The sequence below is a fragment of the Pseudomonas sp. H26/SER47-MNA-CIBAN-0231 genome, from assembly GCF_040310465.1.
Lineage (GTDB): Bacteria > Pseudomonadota > Gammaproteobacteria > Pseudomonadales > Pseudomonadaceae > Aquipseudomonas > Aquipseudomonas atacamensis.
In genome coordinates, this window is record NZ_JBEOPW010000002.1 from 472239 (window position 1) to 492400 (window position 20162).

Genomic DNA, 20162 nt, shown 5'->3' on the forward strand with positions numbered 1-20162 from the left:
AAAAATGCTTCAAAGAGGATCCGTATGAATTGGGATGATGCGCGAGTATTTCTGGCGGTCTGTCGCGAGTCGACATTGCGCGGGGCTGCGCGTGTTCTGGGCGTCGATCAGGCCACGGTCGGACGGCGCATTACTGCGCTGGAGAAGGCATTGAGCGCGACGCTGTTCCTGCGTACCTCCGACGGTTATGCGCTGACCGCCGTTGGTGAAACGGCGCGTAAAAGTGTGGAAAAAATGGAGCATTCGGCGCTGGAACTGGAGCGACACATCCACGGGCTGGATGACCGTCTGACCGGTAACGTACGGGTCAGCACCACCGACTCGATGGCCATTGACTTCATCATTCCGGCGATGGCGCGCCTGCATGATCAACATCCAGATGTGCAGATCCAGCTGGATGCGTCGACGCAAATCCTCAGTCTGGCCAAGCGCGAGGCCGATATCGCGGTGCGCAATACCCGGCCGGATAACCCTGATCTGATCGCTCGACGAATCGCCCGTTGGCCTGTAGGACTTTTCGCAGCACAGGCCTATGTCGATCGCCATGGAGAACCGCAGCCCGGCAGCGCTTTCGAGGGCCATGATCTGGTGGTCTATCAGCCGTACTTACAGAGCAAAAAAGACCTAACGCTGGTCTCTGAACCGTTGACCCGCGGACGCATCGTCACCACGCTCAGCTCCAGCCTTCTGGTGCGCCGCTCGATTGCCGCTGGCCTCGGGGTAGGCGAGATACCTGTTTACATGGGCGAACGCGATGGCCTGGTCAGACTCTGGCCGGAGCGGACCCGGCCGCAGCCGTATGAAGTCTGGCTGGTCACCCACGCCGACTTGCGCCACACCGCGCGGGTACGGGCCGTAATCGAGCAGATCGTGGAGGCGTTTGCGCTGGAAAACGAATAAGTGGTTCAGGGTTTTGCCCGAGGCTACAACTGCTGACGAAACAGCCTACGTCCGAGACAGAATGGGCCGGCTTGTTGTAGTCCGTGATGAGTTCTATTGTCACTACAGCTCGATGCAGACCTCAGTGACGCATCGAAACGGAGAGCCAGGGAAGGCCGCGTAGCCGCAGAAAGGTGTCGAATTGAAAATCAGGGAAGTGAATCAATATGCAGTCACGGACAGATCGGACGCGGGGCGGGACAGGCAAATCATGAGCAGCATAAGTCGCGAAGAATTCGATGCCAGGATAGAAACCATCGAGACCAGGATGGATGGCCGCGTGGCAGAAATGCGCGCCGACATTCGCGGGTTCCTGGCTGCTCAGGCAGAGCGGGACAAGGTCTATCTTGAACGGGACAAGGCACTACAGGAACGGGACAAGCGTTATGACCTGATGTGGATGGGCGTGCAGAAAATTGCCGACGAATCGCGGGAAGCGATCAGACAGGCATCGACGGTCAAGGCCAATTACTGGGCTGCCACCACTGTGCATTTCCTCGGCGTGGCTTCCTTGCTGGTTGGCGCACATTTCGCCAATCAGGCGGCGGTGTTGACCACGATACAAACCACGCTGGCAGCGATTCAGATTGGCAAAGAGGTATCGTCACCCGAACCTGTCATACAACCCTCAATAGTGCCGCCGCAATAAAAAAACGGCCTTCATTGGAAGGCCGTTCTGCATCGAGCCAGATCATGGCATTTCCGGCAACTCCTGAGGGCGCAAGTCGAACACCAGCACTTCTGCATCGGTACCATTGCTCAAAGTGAGCAGCTGTTCTTCACGAACCCGCACGCCGTCGCCTTCCTGCAAGGCTTGGCCATTGAGTTCGACGCTGCCACGCGCAACGTGGACGTAGGCGTAACGATTGGCCGGCAATTTCAGCGTGGCACTCTCGTTGCCGTCGAATAATCCGGCATAGACCCGCGCATCCTGACGGACTTTCAGAGAACCGTTGCTACCGTCCGGCGAGATGATCAGTTGCAGGCGACCACGTTTTTTCTGCGCGCTGAAGTGTTCCTGTTGATAGCGCGGCTTGGCGCCACTGACGTCCGGCACGATCCAGATTTGCAGAAAGTGCACGGGCTTGGTGGCCGAGTGGTTGAACTCGCTGTGCGCCACGCCGCTGCCGGCACTCATCAATTGCACGTCGCCGGGACGGATCACCGAGCCAGTGCCGAGGGTGTCCTTGTGTTCCAGCGCGCCTTCGAGCACATAGGAAAAGATCTCCATGTCGCGGTGCGGGTGCTGGCCAAAACCTTTGCCGGCGGCGACCCGGTCATCGTTGATCACCAGCAGATCGGAGAACCCCTGTTCACGCGGGTTGCGGTAGCTGGCGAAAGAAAAGGTGTGAAACGACTTCAACCAGCCGTGATTGGCGAGGCCGCGATCGGAGGCTTTGCGAAGAGTCAGCATGATGAAATCTCCTGGCTGGACGTGAATTCGTCCGAGTGAGGAGAAGGTTACTGGTTACCTTGGGAGGCAATAAGTAGATGGAAATTGAAAGACTGTCCGGCTCAGGTTGACAGTTTTGCGTTATGGTTCACGTATTCGATTACGCTCATCACGACTCAGTTGGCCATAATGCCCCGGCTGTAACGTGCGTCTTGACCCTTGAATATGTGTGATGCCTCCCATGAAAACCGTGGCAATGGTGCTGTTCCCCGACTTTCTGATGCTCGACATGGCCGGGCCGCTGGAAGTGTTTTCAGTCGCCAACCGTTATCTGAAACCTGATTTGCACTATCAACTGACGACACTAGGGACGGAGCGCGGCTTGCTCAAGGCTTCCAATGGTGTACAGGTTCAGGCTGATCTGCACATCGACGAGGCGGCCGAGCGCTATGACCTGTTATTGGTGCCCGGCGGCCCCGGCGCCTATAACCAGAGATTTCCCGAGCTGTTTGGCTGGTTGAAAAAAGCCGTGCCGCGCGCGGAGCGTTACGGTTCGATTTGTACCGGCGCATTCATCCTCGGCCATGCCTGCCTGCTTGATGGTTATCGCGTCACCACGCACTGGAACTACACCGAGCGCCTGATCAAGGCTTTCCCGAAAACCACGGTGACCACCGACCAGATCTACGTTGAGGATCGCAATCTCATCACTTCGGGGGGCGTGACCGCTGGCATCGATCTGGCGCTGGCGGTGGTGGCCAGGGATCACGGCAAGAAAATCGCCCAGGACGTCGCCAAGGTGTTGTTGGTGGTCATGAAGCGCCAGGGCGGGCAAGCGCAGTTCAGCCCGTTGATGGCGGCAGTCTCACCGCAAGAAACGCCCATCACCCGCGCGCAGAATTACGTACTTGAACACTTGGATGAGCCCTTCACAGTGGAGCGCATGGCCGGATTGGCCAATATGAGCGCACGGCACTTTGCTCGCCTGTTTGCTCGTGACATCAACATGACGCCGATGGAGTTTCTGCAGAATGCCCGCATTGACTGCGCGCGAAACCTGTTGGAAACCAGCGATCTGCCACTGAAAACCATCGCCTACAAAAGTGGTTTCGGCAGTGTCCGGCACATGCGCTCGCTGTTCGCCGAGAAGCTCGGTCTTACGCCGTTACAATACCGCGAACAGTTCAGCTAGAGCGGTTCTGTCCGTCAGACGCAGCCGGATGTCCGTGCTGCGTCGGCTCCGGCGGTTGTATCGTCACGCAACAGTGCCAAGATGTTTGGCATGAATAATCACAACGACACAAGCCAAGGTTCGGTGCTGCGTTTTGGCCCCTACGCCTTTCATGTGCGCCAGCGTCTGGTTCTTGAAGGCGAGCAGCCGCTGCGCATGGGTGGGCGCGCCATGGACATTCTTCAGGTGCTGCTCGAACACGCGGGCGAGATAGTCAGCAAAGAGCAGTTGATTGCTCGTGTGTGGCCGACTTCGATCGTCGAAGAGATCAACCTGCGGGTGCACATCGCGGCGTTGCGCCGCGCGCTGGGCGACGGCACCAACGGCCAGCGTTACATCATTCACGTGGCGCAGTGCGGCTACAGTTTTGTCGCCCCGGTGGAGCAGGGCACAAGTGATGCGCTGCACATGCCCGCTGCCGCCCTCACGCCACTGCACAATCTTCCCGCACGACTGACGCCAGTCAGTGGGCGCGACGCCCTGATCGGTAGTCTGGTTCGACAAATGCCGGTGTGCCGCTTGATGACCATTACCGGTGCGCCGGGTGTTGGCAAAACCACTGTGGCACTGCGCGTGGCGGAGTTGCTGCTGCAATACTTTCGTGATGGCGCCTGGTGGGTCGACCTTGCCAGGCTCGAAGATGACAAGCTCTTGCTCGACCACCTGCTGCACACCCTGAACACAGACTTTTTCACACTGACCGGCCGGCACGCCTTGTTGGTGCTGGATAACTGCGATCACCGGCGCGACAGTTGCGCGGCTCTGGTAGAGACCCTGTTGCATGCCGCGCCTCGCCTGTCGATTCTGGTCACCGGCCGCGAAGCCTTGCACATTCCACAGGAAGCCGTTCATTACGTGCCGCTGCTGGCGATTCCCAAGCGCTCTACATTGAACTCCGTCGATGAAGCCATGGGCTATCCGGCGGTGCAGTTGTTCGTCAATCGCGCGCGAGCGCGGCAACAGGGCTTCAGTTTGCGTCAACAGGATTTGCCAGGTGTGCGCGAAATCTGCCGCCAACTGGACGGTCTGCCGCTGGCGATCGAGCTCGCCGCTGCGCAGATCGACGCGCTGGGCTTGATCGGCTTACAGGCCCAGGTTGAAAACGGTCTGCAGTTGCTTGGCCAAGGCCGGCGCACCGCGGAACCACGCCATCAGTCGATGGCCGCTGCGATCGATTGGAGCTTCCAGTACCTGACGGAAATGGAACAGCGTGTGCTGCTGCGTCTGTCGGTGTTCAGCACGGGCTTTACTCTGGAGGCTGCGCTTAGCGTGATCAGCAGCGTGGATCTGGCGGGATCCAGGTTGAGCGCAATTATCGAAGGGTTGGCGCGCAAGTCGTTGCTCATTCAAGAACCCAACCGGGCAACGGCGCGCTATTGGATGCTCAACACCGTACGCCGCTATGCTCGTGATCGCTTTGAGCGCAGCGACGACAGGCTCGAACTGCAACAGCGTCATGCGCGCTATCTCAGCCGCACGCGCAATGCGTCAGGCCGGGCACTGCTCGCGCAGGCTGTCGAGTAGCAGGCGGACCTTGCGCAAGTCCGGTGTGGCGTAGCCTTCGGTGAAGCGCTGGTAGAGGGGGCTGAGCAAATCCAAAGCTTCGCGATGGCGGGACTGGCGTTGCCATAGCTGAGCAAGGTCCGTGGCGCTGCGCAGTTCCCAGGCCAACGCGCCTTGGCTTCTGGCGATGGTCAGCGCTTGTTGCAGGATTTGTTCGGCTTCTCGGGTTTCAGCGGTGTCTGAGCAGGCCGATTCGCGAGCAGGCTCGCTCCCACAGGAAACAGCGCACAACTCGGAATTTGCGCCCGACACCGACCCCTTGTGGGAGCGAGCCTGCTCGCGAAGGGGCCACTCTGAACCTTTCACTAATGCCGCCGCCCGCGCCCGCAATATCTCCGCTGCACTCCATCCCGCATCGCCATTGCGCGCGCGCTCCACCAGTGCCTCATCGACAAAACGCTCATCCAGCGTAACCATCACTTCCCGGATCAAACCGCTGCTCTGCGTCGATATCGGCGCGGCATTATCCGGATCGATCACCTGCGCGTAGTGCCGCGCCCAATTATTGAACAGCAGCACCGAATGCTTCTGCGACTGCTCCAGCAACAATTGCAGGAGCGCGCGGGCGTTAGCGGCGTCACCGTTGTAATGGGCGATCAGACAACTGGCCAGCGCCAGGGTGTAACAGATCGATGTGCCATGGTCGATCTGCACGGCAATATCCAGCGCCTGCCGTGCCGCGCGCCATGCCTGTTCTGGCAGACCCTGCAACCACAGCACGCGAGCCAGCACCGTCAGCGAAGCGACGCTCTGGTCGTACTGCACGCCAAAGCCATGGGTGAAACGATTGAGATGGCCGCTGTGGGCCATGCGTTGCAGCACCTGCTCGGCATGTACGCGGGCCTGCGGTTGGTCGCCGGCATAATGCAGGGCCAGCACCCGCAAGCGATGCGTGCTCAGCGACAGCAATGGCTCGCCGTGCACGCCGATGCGATCAAATTGCTCACTCTGCGCCAGCGCCATGCGGTAATGCCCGCAACTCAGATTGACCGCCATATGCCCCGATATCGCCCGCAGTTGCCCGGCCAAGTCACCGTGTTCTTCGGCTAAGCGGCACGCGTCGATGAAGGCCTGGATGGTTTTGGGCGTGCCGCCCCAGGTGTGGTAGCTGGCGCTGCCGAGCGCCAGTTTCAAGGCGATTTGCAGGCGAGGGCAGGGCGGCAGGAGCGAGCCTGCTGGCGAAGCCTCCAGCAGACTCAGTGCCCGGCGCACATAGCGGCTGTAATCGCGCAGCAACGACAGCTCCTGCCACAACGGTGCCGACGCGGCTGCCAGTTGCACACCCAGCTCATCCGGGCCCGGCCCGTCGAGGCTCCAGTCCAGCGCCGCGCGCAAGTCCTCCAGCCCCCTGGCATAGCGCTCCATCCACAATACAGTCGGAGTATTGTCCCAATCCGCCTGCGCCTGCTGCATCAGTGTCAGGCAGCGCTCGGCGTGGCGTTGGCGGGTTGCGCTGAGCTCGTTGGCCTGTTCGAGTTTTTCCAGTGCGTAGTGGCGCGTGGTGTCGAGCAAACGGTAGAAAACATCTTCATCACCCACTTCGACGCTCAGCAGGGATTTGGCCACCAGTTGCGTGACAGCGGTGAACACCGCGCCGGGATCGATCTGTTGGCCGATGACCACCGCTGCCGCCGAGGCGAGCGTGAAGCTGCCGCGGAAAATCCCCAGTCGCCGCAGACAGGTTTGTTCGCAGGCGTTGAGCAGGTTGAAGCTCCAGTCCATCGTTGCGCGCAGGGTCAGGTGGCGCTCGGCGCTGCTGTGGTCTCCGGCCGACAATGGCGGCAAACCCTCGCGCAATTGCTTGAGCAATCCGTCCATGCCCAATTCGCTGACCTGCGCGGCGGCCAGTTCCAGCGCCAGCGGGATGCCGTCCAGACGCTGGCAGATTTCAATCGCTTGCGGCAGCTGTGCAGGGCTCAGTTCAAAGCTTTCCCGCGCCGCGGTCGCGCGCTCGACAAACAGTTGCAGCGCAGCAAAGCCCAGCGCCTCGGCCGGCTCCATCGGCGTCGACATGGACGGGCATTCGAGCGATTCCAGACGCTGCACGAACTCGCCCTCCGCGCGCAGGCTCTCGCGGCTGGTCGCGAGGATATGCACCTTTGGCGCCCCCCGCAGAATCTGCTCGCTGAGCGACGCGACCGCATCGATCAAGTGCTCGCAGTTGTCGATCACCAACAACATTTGCCGTTCTCGCAGGCCGTCGACCAGACCAGCCTGCGCATCGCCTTCTGGCGCGGACAGATCAAGCAGCGTCGCCAGATGCGAGCCGATCAGCGCGGGATCGGCGATGGGCGCCAAGTCCACCAGGCGGATGCCGTCGCGATACTGGTCGAGCAATTGTTCGGCGACGCGCAGGGCGACGGTGGTCTTGCCGATGCCGCCGGGACCGACCAGAGTGATGCAGCGTCGGCGCGGCAGTTGCGCGATCAGGTGATCGATCACGGGCTGGCGCCCAATCATTCGCGTACGGCGCAGCGGCAGGTTGTGTCTGGCGACGGGCGTCGCCGGTTTTTGTTCGATGCTGTCGAGCACGATCGGTGCGACAAAACTGTAGCCGCGCTGCGCCACGGTGACGATGTAGCGCTGGCCGTTCTGCCCGTCGCCAAGCGCTTTGCGCAGGGCCGCCATGTGCACGCGCAGATTGATGTCTTCGACGACGCTGTCTGGCCAGACCCCGGCCATCAATTGCTGTTTGCTCACCACTTCACCGGCGTGGGCCAGCAAAATCAGGAGGATGTCCATCGCCCGCCGTCCCAGGCGCAGAGGCTGTTGGCCTTCAAGTAGCAGTCGTTGCCCGGGATGAATCCGATAGGGGCCAAACGCAATGGCCTGATTCGGGGAAAAGCTCAACAGCGCGCTCCTGCGGTGATGCGGCGGACAGGGCGAATCAGTGCCTGGCGCATGCGCAGGCCGTCTGATCCGGGGTGTCCGGGCATAATCCTCAGGTTTGAGCATCAGTGCAACGGGTGGCGTAACGGCAGCAGTCAAAACACCGCAGGCTGCGCTGCGTTGTTTTTCGGTCTGCCCATGACTCGACAGCGCCAGGCGAAGGGATTGATGCCCTCGCTGCGGGTGAACATGTGGCAGAAGTGCGCCTGATCGCAGAAGCCGCATTCGAGGCTGATTTGCGTCAGGCTCAAGTCGGTGTGCTGGATCAGCAACTTGGCCCGGGCCAGGCGCTGGGCGCGGATCCAGTCCTGTGGCGACAGGCCGGTGCTGCACTTGAATGCGCGGGAGAAATGACTGCGCGACAGTGAGCAGGCACGGGCCAGTTCCGCCACTTCCAGGCTTTCGCCTAGTCGATCGAGGATCAACTGTTTGATCTGGCGTTCACGCTGTGGACTGAGTCCGCCAGTCGTGTTTTTCCGCGGTTCGCAGGCAGGGGCGAGGGCGACGGTTTGCTGTAGATAAGCCATGGCCAAGGTCCGTGTCGGTGGGGAAGGCACGGTCGGCGCATTCCCTCAGGTCAAAAAAGCAACGCTGCGCAGAGGGCTTCATTGTTGGGTGAGGGCGTGAGGCTGACGAGTTAATCGTTGTTAATTTCCTCGCTCAGGCTGGAACTCAGCACATCCTTGCAAGTCAGCGCCCGGTGCTTTGCGCGACGATGTCGACAAAGCACGGCCGCCGTTGGCCAGTTTCAAAGGGGAATGCAATGAAAGGCTTGGTGAAAGCAGCAACGACCCTGGCGGTCATGCTGGCAATGTCCGGCGCTATGGCGCAGGCACCGCAGGTGGGCACTCAGGCGCCGGGTTATTTCCGCTTGGCGGTGGGCGATTACGAAGTCACCGCGTTGTTCGACGGTTACAACGATTTGTCGCCGAAGTTGTTGCAGGGCATGAGCCAGAGTCAGATTCGCGCGCTGCTCGCACGCCGTTCGATTGAAACCCCGGGCGTGCAGACGGCGTTCAATGCCTTTCTGGTCAACACCGGCGCGCAACTGATTCTGGTCGACACCGGCGCAGGGCAGTGCATCGGCGCCACCGCAGGCCAACTCTCGGCCAACATGCAGGCCGCCGGTTACAAGCCTGAGCAGGTCGACACAATTTTGCTGACCCACCTGCACCTCGATCACGTCTGCGGTCTGGTCGATGCCGAAAAGAAACCGGTGTTCGCCAACGCCACCGTGTTTGCAGCCAAAGCCGAGGCCGACTACTGGCTCGATCCGGCAGCACTGGCCAAGGCTCCGGCCGGCGCCAAAGAGTTTTTCAAAATTGCCCAGGATTCGACGGCGCCCTACGTTGCCGCCGGTCGCTTCAAGACTTTTGCCGCCGGGCAGTCGCCATTGCCGGGACTGGTCGAAGCAACCCTCGAAGCCGGGCATACGCCGGGCAGCACCACGTACCGCTTCACCTCGCAGCAGCAGAGCATCGTGTTCATGGGCGATCTGGTGCACAACCTCGCGGTGCAGTTCTTGCACCCGGAAGTCTCGATCGGTTTCGACGTGAACAGTCAGCAAGCGATCGCCAGTCGGCAGGCAGTGTTCAGTGCTGCGGCAGCGAGCAAGACCTGGGTGACGGCAGCGCATCTGCCGTTCCCGGGCATCGGCCACATCGCCGCCGAGGGCAAACATTTCCAGTGGGTGCCGGTGGAGTACGGCCCCTACAAACGCGCGGCGAAAGTGCCGTTGATCGAGTAAAGTGCCCAGCGCCAGTGGCAAAAAGCGTCTGACACCGATAAGGAAACCACGCCCATGAACCGTAACGATCTGCGCCGCGTCGACATGAACCTGCTGGTGATTTTCGAAGCGTTGATGTTCGAAAAGAACCTGACCCGCGTTGCCGAAAAACTGTTCATGGGCCAACCGGCGGTCAGTGCTGCGCTGGGGCGCTTGCGTGATCTGTTCGACGATCCGTTGCTGCTGCGCAACGGTCGCGGTATGGAACCGACGGCGCGGGCGCTGGCGATCCTCAAGGAGCTGCAACCGGCGATGGACGTGATTTCCGGCGCGGTCAGCCGCGCCAAGGAATTCGAACCGGCGAGCAGTTGCGACGTGTTTCGCATCGGTCTGTCGGACGATGCCGAGTTCGGTCTGTTTCCGCCGCTGTTGCGCCAGCTTCAGCAGGAGGCGCCGGGGATTGTCGTGGTGGTACGCCGCGCCAACTACCTGTTGATGCCGGCGCTGTTGGCCTCTGGAGAAATCTCCGTGGGCGTCAGCTACACCACGGATCTGCCGGCCAATGCCAAGCGCAAGAAGCTGCGTGATATTCCCTGCAAAGTGCTGCGCGGCGACGACCGTCCGGGGCCGCTGACGCTGGACGAATATTGCGAGCGTCCGCATGCGATGGTGTCGTTCTCCGGTGATCTGAGCGGCAACATCGACCTGGATCTGGCCAAGATCGGCCGCTGCCGCCGGGTGGTTCTTGGTGTGCCGCAGTTCAGCGGCTTGCGCGCCTTGCTCGCCGGTACCGAGATGATCGCCACGGTGCCGGATTACGCCGCCTGTGCCTTGGTCGAAGGCTGCGCCCTGCGTGCCGAAGACCCGCCATTCCCGATCGATGCCGCGCAATTGTCGATGGCCTGGAGCGGGGTGCACGACAACGACCCGGCAGAGAAATGGCTGCGCTCGCGGATCAGCCAGTTCATGGCCGCGCCGCTGGATATTCCGGCGATCTAGATCCCAGCGCCGATCTCCGATGCTGATCGTTCCCACGCGCAGCAAAGGAATGCCTCAACGGACGCTCCGCGTTCGGCGTTGGATGGGACGCGGAGCGTCCCGAGCTGCATTCCCACGCAGAGCGTGGGAACGATCAAGCACAGGGAATTCTGTGGTCTGAAAAGCAACTAAGCACACCCATCCAATTTCTCCCGCGCCGGCCTTGGCATGATTCCCGTCAATGACATTCAAAGGGTCGGGTCATGATTGCTACGAGGGATGAACAGGCGCGCGACATCGGGTTGCTGTTCCTGCGGGTCAGCGGCGGGTTGTTTCTGTTGTGGGTGCACGGCTTGCCGAAGTTGCTGGACTTCACCGCGCAGTTGCAACTGATCGAAGACCCGTTCCATCTCGGCGCCCACCTGACCCTGATCCTGGCGATCTTCGCCGAAGTCCTCTGCCCGTTGCTGATCGTCGCCGGTGTGCTGGCGCGTTTGGCCTGCTTGCCTATTCTCTTTGTACTGCTCGTGGCGCTGCTGGTCGTGCATCCGCAATGGAGTGTGGCTGAAGGGCAGTTTGGCTGGTTGCTATTGATTCTTTTCACCACCGTATTGATCGCCGGGCCCGGACGGCTGGCGATTCCTGTTCGTTTGCCCGGAGTGCTGCGTTATGCCTGAAGTCCTCAATTCACAAGCACCGGGGGCCGATGAGACCGTCACGTTGATCATCAAACACTCGGTCAAAACCGGTTTCGAATCGGCGTATGAAGCATGGCTGCGCAACATCGTGCACGTCGCCGGGCAGCGCGAAGGGCATTTGGGTGTGGACGTGGTGCGCGGCAAGCGCGGGCGTCTGGATTTTTACACGTGCGTATTGCGCTTCAGCTCCACCGAAGCGATGCAGGGCTGGTTGGAATCCTCCGAGCGTCAGGCGCTGGTGGCTGAAGCCGCACCGATGCTGGCCGATGGCGATCAGACCGAAGTCGCGCCGGTCAATGAATTCTGGTTCACACCGCTGGCCGAAGCCGGCTCGCCACCGCCGCGCTGGAAGCAGGCCGTTGTCACCCTGTTGGTGATTCTGCCGCACACCCTGCTGGTGCCGCTGATCTGGGGCCCGCTTCTGGCGCTGCATCCGTTTCTGTCCAACTACGTGGTCGCCACGTTCCTGATCACCCTGACCATCGTCCTCTCGGTGGTCTACGTGGTGATGCCGCCGGTTACCCGTTTGTTCACCCCGTGGCTGGAAGCCAGCCAGGCCCATGAACACCTCGATTCCCAAGAAACCTCGCCGCGTTGAGCGGGGTTTGCTTCTTTTCACTTTCGCTTGAGGAACTGCGATGAGCGCCGATCTGATTTTATTCAATGGCCAGTTTCATACCGTAGACCGGGAAAAACCACTGGCCAGTGCGGTGGCGATCAAGGACGGTCGCTTCGTTGCCGTCGGTAACGATGCCGAGGCCATGGCTCTCAAAGGCAGCGCCACACAAGTAGTCGACATGAAGGGCCGCTGCGTCATCCCTGGCCTCAACGACTCGCACCTGCATCTGATTCGCGGCGGTTTGAACTACAACCTCGAACTGCGCTGGGAAGGTGTGCCATCGCTCGCCGACGCGCTGCGTATGCTCAAAGACCAGGCCGATCGCACGCCGACCCCGCAGTGGGTGCGCGTGGTCGGTGGCTGGAACGAATTCCAGTTCGCCGAAAAACGCATGCCGACCCTGGAAGAAATCAACCAGGCCGCGCCGGATACTCCGGTGTTCATCCTGCACCTCTACGACCGTGCGCTGCTCAACCGCGCCGCCCTGCGCGTGGCCGGTTACACCCGCGACACGCCGAACCCGCCGGGCGGCGAGATCGTGCGCGACAGCAACGGCAACCCGACCGGCATGCTGGTCGCGCGGCCGAACGCGATGATTCTCTACTCCACACTGGCCAAGGGGCCGAAGCTGCCACTGGAATACCAGGTCAACTCGACCCGCCAGTTCATGCGTGAACTCAATCGTCTCGGCCTGACCAGTGCGATCGACGCCGGTGGTGGTTTCCAGAACTATCCGGACGATTACCAGGTGATCGAGCAACTGGCCAAAGACGATCAGTTGACCGTACGCATCGCCTACAACCTGTTCACCCAGAAGCCGAAAGAAGAGCTGACCGATTTTCAGAACTGGACCGGCAGCGTCAAGTTGCATCAGGGCGACGACTACCTGCGCCACAACGGCGCCGGCGAAATGCTGGTGTTCTCCGCCGCCGACTTCGAAGACTTCCTCGAACCGCGCCCGGACCTGCCGCAGACCATGGAACAGGAACTGGAACCGGTGGTGCGCCACCTCGTTGAGCAGCGCTGGCCGTTCCGTCTGCACGCCACGTACAACGAATCGATCAGCCGTATGCTCGATGTGTTCGAGAAGGTCAACCGCGACATTCCGTTCAACGGTCTACCGTGGTTCTTCGACCACGCTGAAACCATCACTCCGCAAAACATCGAGCGCGTGAAAGCGCTGGGCGGCGGCATCGCGATTCAGGATCGCATGGCGTTCCAGGGTGAATACTTCGTCGATCGCTACGGCAAACAAGCCGCCGAAGCCACGCCACCGATCAAGCGCATGCTCGCCGAAGGTGTACCGGTCGGCGCTGGTACCGACGCCACGCGCGTGTCCAGCTACAACCCGTGGACCTCGCTGTACTGGATGGTCAGCGGCCGCACCGTTGGCGGTCTGGCCCTCTACGAAGAAGGCTTGCCACGCAGCACCGCGCTGGAACTGTTCACCCACGGCAGCGCCTGGTTCTCCTCGGAGCAGGGCAAAAAAGGCCAGATCCGTGTCGGCCAACTGGCAGACCTCGCTGCACTGAGCGCGGACTTCTTCAGCGTTGAAGAAGAAGCGATCAAGTGGATCGAGTCGGTGATGACCGTGGTCGGCGGCAAGATTGTCTACGCCGCCGGCGACTTCGAAGACCTCGGCCCGCGCTCGATTCCGGTGCTGCCGGACTGGTCGCCGGTAGTCAAAGTCCCGGGCCACTGGCGCCCGAACTCGCCGTTGCAAGCGCAGGTTCACCAGTGCAGCGGGCCATGCGCCGTGCACACCCACAGCCATGAAAAAGCGCGGATGTCGAATGCGCCGGTCAGCGATTTCGCCGGTTTCTGGGGCGCGTTCGGCTGTTCCTGCTTCGCGTTCTGAGTTTGAAAAAAGCGCCGGTCATCAGGGCCGGCGCTTCCCGCAACAACCATCCATCCAGGAGTTTTGCCATGAGCGTTCCTTACAAGCGTCTGAACAAAGATGATGCCGTCGTCCTGCTGGTCGACCACCAGACCGGTCTGATCTCGCTGGTGCAGGATTTCTCGCCGAACGAGTTCAAGAACAACGTGCTGGCACTGGGCGACATCGCCAAGTTCTTCAAGCTGCCGACCATTCTGACCACCAGCTTCGACGCAGGTCCAAACGGCCCGATCGTGCCTGAGCTGCTCGAGCAATTCCCAGACGCGCCGTTCATTCAGCGTCCAGGCCAGATCAACGCCTGGGACAACGAAGACTTTGTCAAAGCGATCAAGGCCACCGGCCGCAAGCAACTGATCATCGCCGGTGTCGTGACCGACGTTTGCGTAGCTTTCCCGACCCTGTCGGCGATCGCTGAAGGCTTCGAAGTGTTCGTCGTCACCGACTCGTCGGGTACCTTCAACACCACCGTGCAACAAGCAGCGTGGGCGCGGATGTCCGCCGCCGGTGCACACCTGATGAACTGGTTCGCTGTGGCCTGCGAGCTGCAAGGCGACTGGCGCAACGACATGGAAGGTCTGGCGCATCTGCTGTCCGAGCGTCTGCCTAACTATCGCAACCTGATCAACAGCTACACCAAGTTCACTGCCAAGTAATCTGGTCGAAAGTCAAAAGCCCCTCACCCTAGCCCTCTCCCGGAGGGAGAGGGGACTGACCGCGTTGTTTGCTAGAGTTGCATCGACCTGCAATACCGAGCCGAGCTCCGCTCTTGAAACGCATGGAGATCGGCTCCCTTTCACCCTCGCCCCCTTAGGGGGAGAGGGCTGGGGTGAGGGGGTGAGCTTTTGATCTTCAAAGTTTCAGATCAGCGTTTTTGCAACCAACCCAAGAAACCACCTTTTTTCACCGCCACCGGTTTGGCCATCAACGCGAGGCGACTGTTCTGCTGACGCACCGCCTGCAACTTGTTCAAGGCCCGGCCGACTTCGCTGCGCTTGTCCATGCACTCACGGGTCAACTGTTTGTCGAGACGATAAATGATGCTCGACGTCAGTGCTGTGAACGTCGCCTGCGACGGTGTATCGGCAAGAATGCTCTGTTCGCCCATGACTTCGCTCGGCCCCATGCGCCCGGCCTCGGTTTGGCCATTGCCGTCCGGCACCGTCGCGCTGACCACGCCCGTGGCGATCACGAACAGACTGTCCGGCACCTCGTCCAGATCCAGCACCACCTGACCGGCCGTGTACTGCTGCGCGATCATCGACTCAGCGAGGCGATCGCGTTCTTCACTGCTCAGCGAGCGGAAAATCTTCACCTCGTCCAGCAACGCACGAGCACGGCTCGACGGTTCGATCACGCCGTCGGGATGCCGGGAAATACCCGCCGCTTCGAGATGGCGGTGGGCGAGGTCGAACAGTTGATTGCGCACTTCGCTCTTCTTGCCCAGCTCGGCGATGAAACCGCTGGCAACGTATTCCGACATGGTTTCGCCGGCCTCTTTGAGCACGGCTTTCGGCGCCGGGCTGAGCAGCAGAGAACTGCTGCCCTGCAAGGTGCGATCAAGGGCATCCAATACCCGCCGCGGACGAATGTGATTCGGCACCTTGATACTGATCGAGACGCCGTGCATGTTGTTCGGCCGGCTGAGATTGACGATCTTTGCCTTGGCCGCCACCGAGTTCGGTACGACGGCCATGGTGCCGGCGCTGGTCAGCAGGTGCGTGGCGCGCCAGTCGATATCGAAGACCTTGCCTTCGACGCCGTCGATCATCACCAGATCGTCCACCTGATACGGCTTGGTGGTGTTGAGGACGATGCCGGAAAACACGTCGGCGAGGGTGCTTTGCAGCGCCAGACCGACCACGATGGCGACTACCCCGGAAGTGGCCAGCAGACCTTTGACCGGCAGCTCCAGCACGTAACCGGCTGCCGCAACAATGGCGACCAGAAACACCAGCGCGCCGATGACATCCTGCAACAAGCGTCCGCTGTGACCGATGCGGCGCATCAGCGCCAGGCCGATCACTTCGGTCAGCACCCGTGCTGCGTACAACCACCAGAGAATCCCCAGCGCGGTCGCCCCCAGTTGTGCCACGCGATCATCAGCGAACAGCGGAGCCTGCAACGGGCTGACACCGGCATTGATCACCAGCGCGCTGAACGCCAGAAACAGCGCCAGACGCACGCCGACTCGCGGCGCGCGGTGGCTGAAGGGCGAGAAGTGCCAGAGTGCGGCGTCCAGCAGGAGCAGGACGGCGCTCCAGGACAGCAGGTGGGCGTAGAAAAGAGTCATGACCGGTACTCCGCGACGCTGGTGAGAAAAAAGATCGCAGCCTGCGGCAGTTCCTACAGGGAATCGTATTCCAGGGTAGGCGCTGCCGCAGGCTGCGATCTTTCGCTTTTATGGATTCAGATGAGTCTTCAGCTCGGCCGCCGCTTGACGCACCGCTGCTTTGACTTCCGGAATCTGGCTCAGCGGATTGAGCAGGCCAAAGTCATGAATCATCCCGTTGTAACGCACCGAGGTCACCGGCACGCCGGCCGCATCCAGATGCCGCGCATAACCTTCACCTTCATCACGCAGCACGTCGAACTCGGCGGTCTGCACCAGCGCAGCGGGCAGGCCCTTGAGCTGTTCGCTGCTGGCGTTGAGCGGCGAGGCATGGATCTGCGCACGCTCGGCCGGGTTGGTGGTGTAGTTGTCCCAGAACCACTGCATCATGCCCTTGGTGAGGAAATGGCCCTCGGCAAATTGCTGGTACGAACCGTCGTCGAACTGCGCATTGGTCACCGGCCACATCAACAGCTGGAAGCGCAGGGCAGGGGTTTTCTGCTCCTTGGCCATCAACGCCACGACCGCCGCCATGTTGCCGCCGACGCTGTTGCCGGCCACCGCCAGACGCTTGCCATCGACACCGATGTCCTTGCCGTGCTCGGCCACCCATTTCGTCGCGGCGTACGCCTGGTTGATCGCGGTCGGGTACTGCGCTTCCGGCGATGGCGTGTAATCGACATACACCGCAACAGCGCCCGAGCCGACCACCAGATCACGAATCAGGCGCTGGTGCGTCGGGAAATCGCCCAGCACCCAGCCGCCCCCGTGGAAGAACATGAACACCGGCAACTCGCCCTTGACCTTGGCCGGGCGCACCACTTTCAGGTTGAGGGTCTGGCCATCGACCTTGATCGCCTTGTCGCTGACTTCCACACCGGACAGATCAACCTTCACCGAAGCCTGCGCACCGGTCAGCACCGCACGGGCGTCTTTCGGGCTCAGTTGCTCCAGCGGACGACCACCGCCAGCGGCGAGGGCATCGAGGAACGCTTGGGTGTTGTGTTCGACGCCAGGGCTGCCAGCGGCGAAAGCGCTGCTGACGGACAGGGCGAGGAGCGACGCGGCGAGGGTTTTCTTGACGATGTTCATGGTGGAAATCCTTTTGAATGGTTTTGATTTTCTGATCGTTCCCACGCTCTGCGTGGGAATGCAGCCGGGGACGCTCCGCGTCCCAACGATCAGATGGCTGCCTTCGGCAGCTCTTTGTGTTCAGGGTTGTTTTCAAACCGTGAGCACAGATTAATGGGCTGCTGAAAAGCGAAAAAGCGGCTATAAAGCGTTTAACTGTCCACCAGAGAGTGACAATGAACCCGTTCGAAGACATGCGTATTTTTTGCCAGGTCATGGACTCCGGCAGCTTCACCGCTGCGGCCGATCAGTTGGGGCTGTCCAAGCAGTTCGTCAGCCGCCGTTTGATGCAACTGGAAGAGCGCCTCGGTGTGCGCTTGTTGAACCGCTCGACCCGCCGCCTCGACGTCACCCCCCTGGGGCAGAGCTATTACGAATCGGCGTTGCGTTTGCTCGGAGAAGTCGAGCAGGTCGAGCAGGGCATCGCCGGCGAAACCGCCGAGCCGCGCGGCACGATTCGCCTCAGCGCGCCGCTGTCGTTCGCGGTGGCGCATCTGGGTTGTCTGCTGCCGTTGTTCCTGCAGCGTTATCGCGAAGTCACCGTCGAGGTCGATTTAAGCGATCGCCCGGTCGACCTGCTCGGCGAAGGTTACGACCTGGCCCTGCGCATCGGCGTGCTGGAAGACTCGACACTGATCGCCCGGCGCATCGCCAGTATCGAACGGGTCTACTGCGCCAGCCCGGCCTACCTCGCCGAACGCGGCACACCACTCAAACCCGAAGACCTGCACAGCCACGATTGCCTGCCTTACGGCCACGGTCGCTCGGTGCAATGGCGCTTCAACGAAGCACCGGGCAAACCGCTGCTGATCAACGTCACCGGGCGCATGCGCGTCAACAACGGCGAACTGCTGCGGGACGCCGCGGTGCAGGGGATGGGAATTACTTATCTGCCAACCTTCATCGTCGGCGCGGCGTTGAAGGACGGGCGGCTGGTGCCAGTGCTGGATGATTTACGCCCGGAGCCACTGACCCTGTCGGCGGTTTATCCGCAGCATCGCCAGGCTTCGCGGCCGGTGCAGGCGCTGGTGGAGTTTTTGCGTGAGCGGCTTAACCAGAGTCATGTGAATCTTTGATTTTATTTACCGTCGAGTATCGCGTTCTGTCGGGCCAAATAGCGGTGCATGGGCAGTTATGATTAACTTTGATTCAATTTGTATCAAAGCTGAGCGAACACAAGGGGGCAGGATTACTCTGATCAACGGTGAACCCCCGCTGCCCGCAATCTCAAGGAGTCAACTGACATGGCCGCGCCAATGAAAACCCGATCCGTGACTGCCCATGTACCCGTGCAATTGGCCGAAAAGGTCGATCTGATGGCTGAGCGTCTGGAACGCTCGCGTAACTGGATTGTGAAACAGGCCCTGAGCGCCTGGATTGATCAAGAGGAAGAGCGCAGCCGTTTGACGCGCGAAGCCTTGGCTGATGTGGACGCCGGGCACGTTATCGATCATCAATCAGTGCAGGCATGGGCGGACAGCTTGAGTTCCGATACGCCTCTCAAGGCTCCACTTTGATATGGAGTTGAAGTGGACCAGCAAAGGGCTTTCCGACCTGACCAGGCTTTATGAGTTTTTGGCAGCAGTTAATCAACCTGCCGCTGCGCGCACTGTGCAACAGCTGACCGCCGCTCCGATAATGCTGCTAGCCAATCCGCGCTTGGGTGAACGTCTGGAAGAATTTGAACCGCGAGATGTTCGAAGGATTCTGGTCGGGCACTACGAAATGCGCTACGAAATTGTCGATTCGACTATCTACCTGCTGCGCCTTTGGCACACTCGCGAAGAACGATAATTCATCGCCAGAATCGCGCTTACAACATCGCAACAACCCCAACTCCGGGTCTGTTCTAGACTCACGCCGCTCAATCACGAGCCTCACCCGGAGTAGCGCCATGGAAGTGCCCACCCCCAAAACCGCCATCGAAAGCAATCGACAGGCGTGGAACGATTCCGCCCGTCATCATCAGGATTCGCCGGACTGGCAGGCATTGCTCAACGATGTCGCGCAGGCAGAGTTTTGCTGCCTTGATGACACTTTGCGCGGCTTGCTGGACGTCGACGGCAAAGACGTGATTCAACTGGGCTGCAATAACGGTCGGGAAAGCCTGTCGCTGTTTGCGCTGGGTGCGCGCAGTGTCGTCGGCGTCGATCAATCCGCAGCGTTTCTTGAGCAGGCCCGCGAGCTCAAAAGCCGCTCGCCGCATACTGCCGAATTCGTCGAGAGCGACATCCACCATCTGCCCGCATCGCTGCATAACCGCTTCGACGTAGCCTTGATCACCATCGGGGTACTCAACTGGATGCCTGACATCGGCGAATTCTTCCGTCATGTCGCGCAGGTGCTGAAGCCGGGCGGCAAACTGGTGATCTACGAAACCCATCCGTTTCTGGAAATGGTTGATCCGCAGGCTGAAGATCCCTACCGCCTCGCCAGCTCGTATTTCCGTGCCGAGCCGTTTGTGCAGCAAGAGCCGATCGTTTACGTAGGTAAAGTCGAGCAGCCGGCGGCAAAGTCGTACTGGTTCGTGCATACGCTGGGCGCGATCTTCAGCGGCGCCATTGGAGCGGGGCTGAGCATTGTGGATTTTCAGGAATATGCGCATTCGAATCGGGAAGAGGTGTATGACTGCTACCTGAACCAGCAGGCGCAGCTGCCGATGTGCTTTAGCCTGGTGGCGAGCAAGGCCTGAGAACCTTTTTTGCGACGGCTGGCCTCTTCGCGAGCAGGCTCGCTCCCACATTGGTTTCGCGTACGGCGACTATCCAG

General features: G+C 60.7%; 19 protein-coding genes. 14 read left to right on the top strand and 5 right to left on the bottom strand.

Annotated features, from left to right (window positions below):
* Window positions 1-24: 24 nt before the first annotated feature.
* Window positions 25-900 (top strand): LysR family transcriptional regulator, encoded by an 876-nt coding sequence (locus tag AAEZ10_RS05080; protein ID WP_130929170.1) that lies wholly within the window; start codon window positions 25-27, stop codon window positions 898-900.
* A gap of 181 nt (window positions 901-1081) precedes the next feature.
* Window positions 1082-1588: a hypothetical protein gene (locus AAEZ10_RS05085; protein ID WP_350568168.1), complete on the top strand. Its 507-nt coding sequence runs from the start codon at window positions 1082-1084 to the stop codon at window positions 1586-1588.
* Between the two features lie 42 nt (window positions 1589-1630).
* Here AAEZ10_RS05085 and AAEZ10_RS05090 read toward each other — a convergent pair whose 3' ends face one another.
* Window positions 1631-2353: a pirin family protein gene (locus tag AAEZ10_RS05090; protein WP_350568171.1), complete on the bottom strand. Its 723-nt coding sequence runs from the start codon at window positions 2351-2353 to the stop codon at window positions 1631-1633.
* A gap of 220 nt (window positions 2354-2573) precedes the next feature.
* On the opposite strand from AAEZ10_RS05090, the gene AAEZ10_RS05095 reads away from it, so the two are divergent.
* Both AAEZ10_RS05095 and AAEZ10_RS05100 read left to right on the top strand, forming a co-directional pair.
* Entirely contained in the window at window positions 2574-3524 is a 951-nt protein-coding gene (locus tag AAEZ10_RS05095) for a GlxA family transcriptional regulator (RefSeq protein WP_125916447.1), read from the top strand.
* Window positions 3525-3614: 90 nt separating this feature from the next.
* Window positions 3615-5087, top strand: a complete 1473-nt coding sequence (locus AAEZ10_RS05100) for an ATP-binding protein (protein ID WP_350568174.1) — start codon at window positions 3615-3617, stop codon at window positions 5085-5087.
* Here AAEZ10_RS05100 and AAEZ10_RS05105 read toward each other — a convergent pair.
* Window positions 5052-7976 (bottom strand): ATP-binding protein, encoded by a 2925-nt coding sequence (locus AAEZ10_RS05105; protein WP_350568178.1) that lies wholly within the window; start codon window positions 7974-7976, stop codon window positions 5052-5054. The two genes, AAEZ10_RS05100 and AAEZ10_RS05105, sit on opposite strands and share 36 nt — an antisense overlap.
* 134 nt (window positions 7977-8110) lie before the next feature.
* Window positions 8111-8542, bottom strand: a complete 432-nt coding sequence (locus tag AAEZ10_RS05110) for a helix-turn-helix domain-containing protein (RefSeq protein ID WP_071171751.1) — start codon at window positions 8540-8542, stop codon at window positions 8111-8113.
* 236 nt (window positions 8543-8778) lie between these two features.
* Between AAEZ10_RS05110 and AAEZ10_RS05115 the strand changes: the two genes are divergently transcribed.
* The 6 genes from AAEZ10_RS05115 to ycaC all read left to right on the top strand — a co-directional run bounded on the left by AAEZ10_RS05115 (window position 8779) and on the right by ycaC (window position 14586).
* Entirely contained in the window at window positions 8779-9762 is a 984-nt protein-coding gene (locus tag AAEZ10_RS05115; protein WP_122747229.1) for an MBL fold metallo-hydrolase, read from the top strand.
* A gap of 54 nt (window positions 9763-9816) precedes the next feature.
* On the top strand, window positions 9817-10740 hold the full coding sequence (locus tag AAEZ10_RS05120) for a LysR family transcriptional regulator (RefSeq protein WP_122707082.1): 924 nt from the start codon (window positions 9817-9819) through the stop codon (window positions 10738-10740).
* Between the two features lie 242 nt (window positions 10741-10982).
* Window positions 10983-11396, top strand: coding sequence for a DoxX family protein (locus AAEZ10_RS05125; RefSeq protein ID WP_024012430.1), 414 nt, complete (start codon window positions 10983-10985; stop codon window positions 11394-11396).
* Window positions 11389-12015 carry an antibiotic biosynthesis monooxygenase gene (locus AAEZ10_RS05130; RefSeq protein WP_350568183.1) on the top strand — a complete coding sequence of 209 codons (627 nt, stop codon included), beginning with the start codon at window positions 11389-11391 and terminating at the stop codon, window positions 12013-12015. Before AAEZ10_RS05125 ends, AAEZ10_RS05130 begins: the two co-directional genes overlap by 8 nt.
* Before the next feature lie 40 nt (window positions 12016-12055).
* Window positions 12056-13894, top strand: coding sequence for an amidohydrolase (locus AAEZ10_RS05135; protein ID WP_042609477.1), 1839 nt, complete (start codon window positions 12056-12058; stop codon window positions 13892-13894).
* 68 nt (window positions 13895-13962) lie between these two features.
* On the top strand, window positions 13963-14586 hold the full coding sequence (ycaC, locus tag AAEZ10_RS05140) for an isochorismate family cysteine hydrolase YcaC (protein ID WP_016774080.1): 624 nt from the start codon (window positions 13963-13965) through the stop codon (window positions 14584-14586).
* Between the two features lie 209 nt (window positions 14587-14795).
* Here the strand turns inward: ycaC and AAEZ10_RS05145 are convergent, their stop codons facing one another.
* Complete coding sequence (locus tag AAEZ10_RS05145; RefSeq protein ID WP_350568187.1) at window positions 14796-16223, bottom strand: mechanosensitive ion channel family protein; 1428 nt, start codon at window positions 16221-16223, stop codon at window positions 14796-14798.
* A 108-nt stretch (window positions 16224-16331) separates the two neighbouring features.
* Window positions 16332-17354, bottom strand: coding sequence for an alpha/beta hydrolase (locus AAEZ10_RS05150; protein WP_122700538.1), 1023 nt, complete (start codon window positions 17352-17354; stop codon window positions 16332-16334).
* Window positions 17355-17569: 215 nt separating this feature from the next.
* On the opposite strand from AAEZ10_RS05150, the gene AAEZ10_RS05155 reads away from it, so the two are divergent.
* The 4 genes from AAEZ10_RS05155 to AAEZ10_RS05170 all read left to right on the top strand — a co-directional run bounded on the left by AAEZ10_RS05155 (window position 17570) and on the right by AAEZ10_RS05170 (window position 20085).
* The gene (locus tag AAEZ10_RS05155) at window positions 17570-18469 is read left to right on the top strand and encodes a LysR family transcriptional regulator (protein ID WP_024012435.1); all 900 of its coding nucleotides are present in this window, start codon (window positions 17570-17572) and stop codon (window positions 18467-18469) included.
* 168 nt (window positions 18470-18637) lie between these two features.
* Entirely contained in the window at window positions 18638-18910 is a 273-nt protein-coding gene (locus AAEZ10_RS05160; RefSeq protein WP_350568191.1) for a CopG family ribbon-helix-helix protein, read from the top strand.
* A gap of 1 nt (window position 18911) precedes the next feature.
* Entirely contained in the window at window positions 18912-19187 is a 276-nt protein-coding gene (locus tag AAEZ10_RS05165; protein ID WP_041478585.1) for a type II toxin-antitoxin system RelE/ParE family toxin, read from the top strand.
* A gap of 100 nt (window positions 19188-19287) precedes the next feature.
* On the top strand, window positions 19288-20085 hold the full coding sequence (locus AAEZ10_RS05170) for a class I SAM-dependent methyltransferase (RefSeq protein ID WP_350568195.1): 798 nt from the start codon (window positions 19288-19290) through the stop codon (window positions 20083-20085).
* Window positions 20086-20162: the final 77 nt, after the last annotated feature.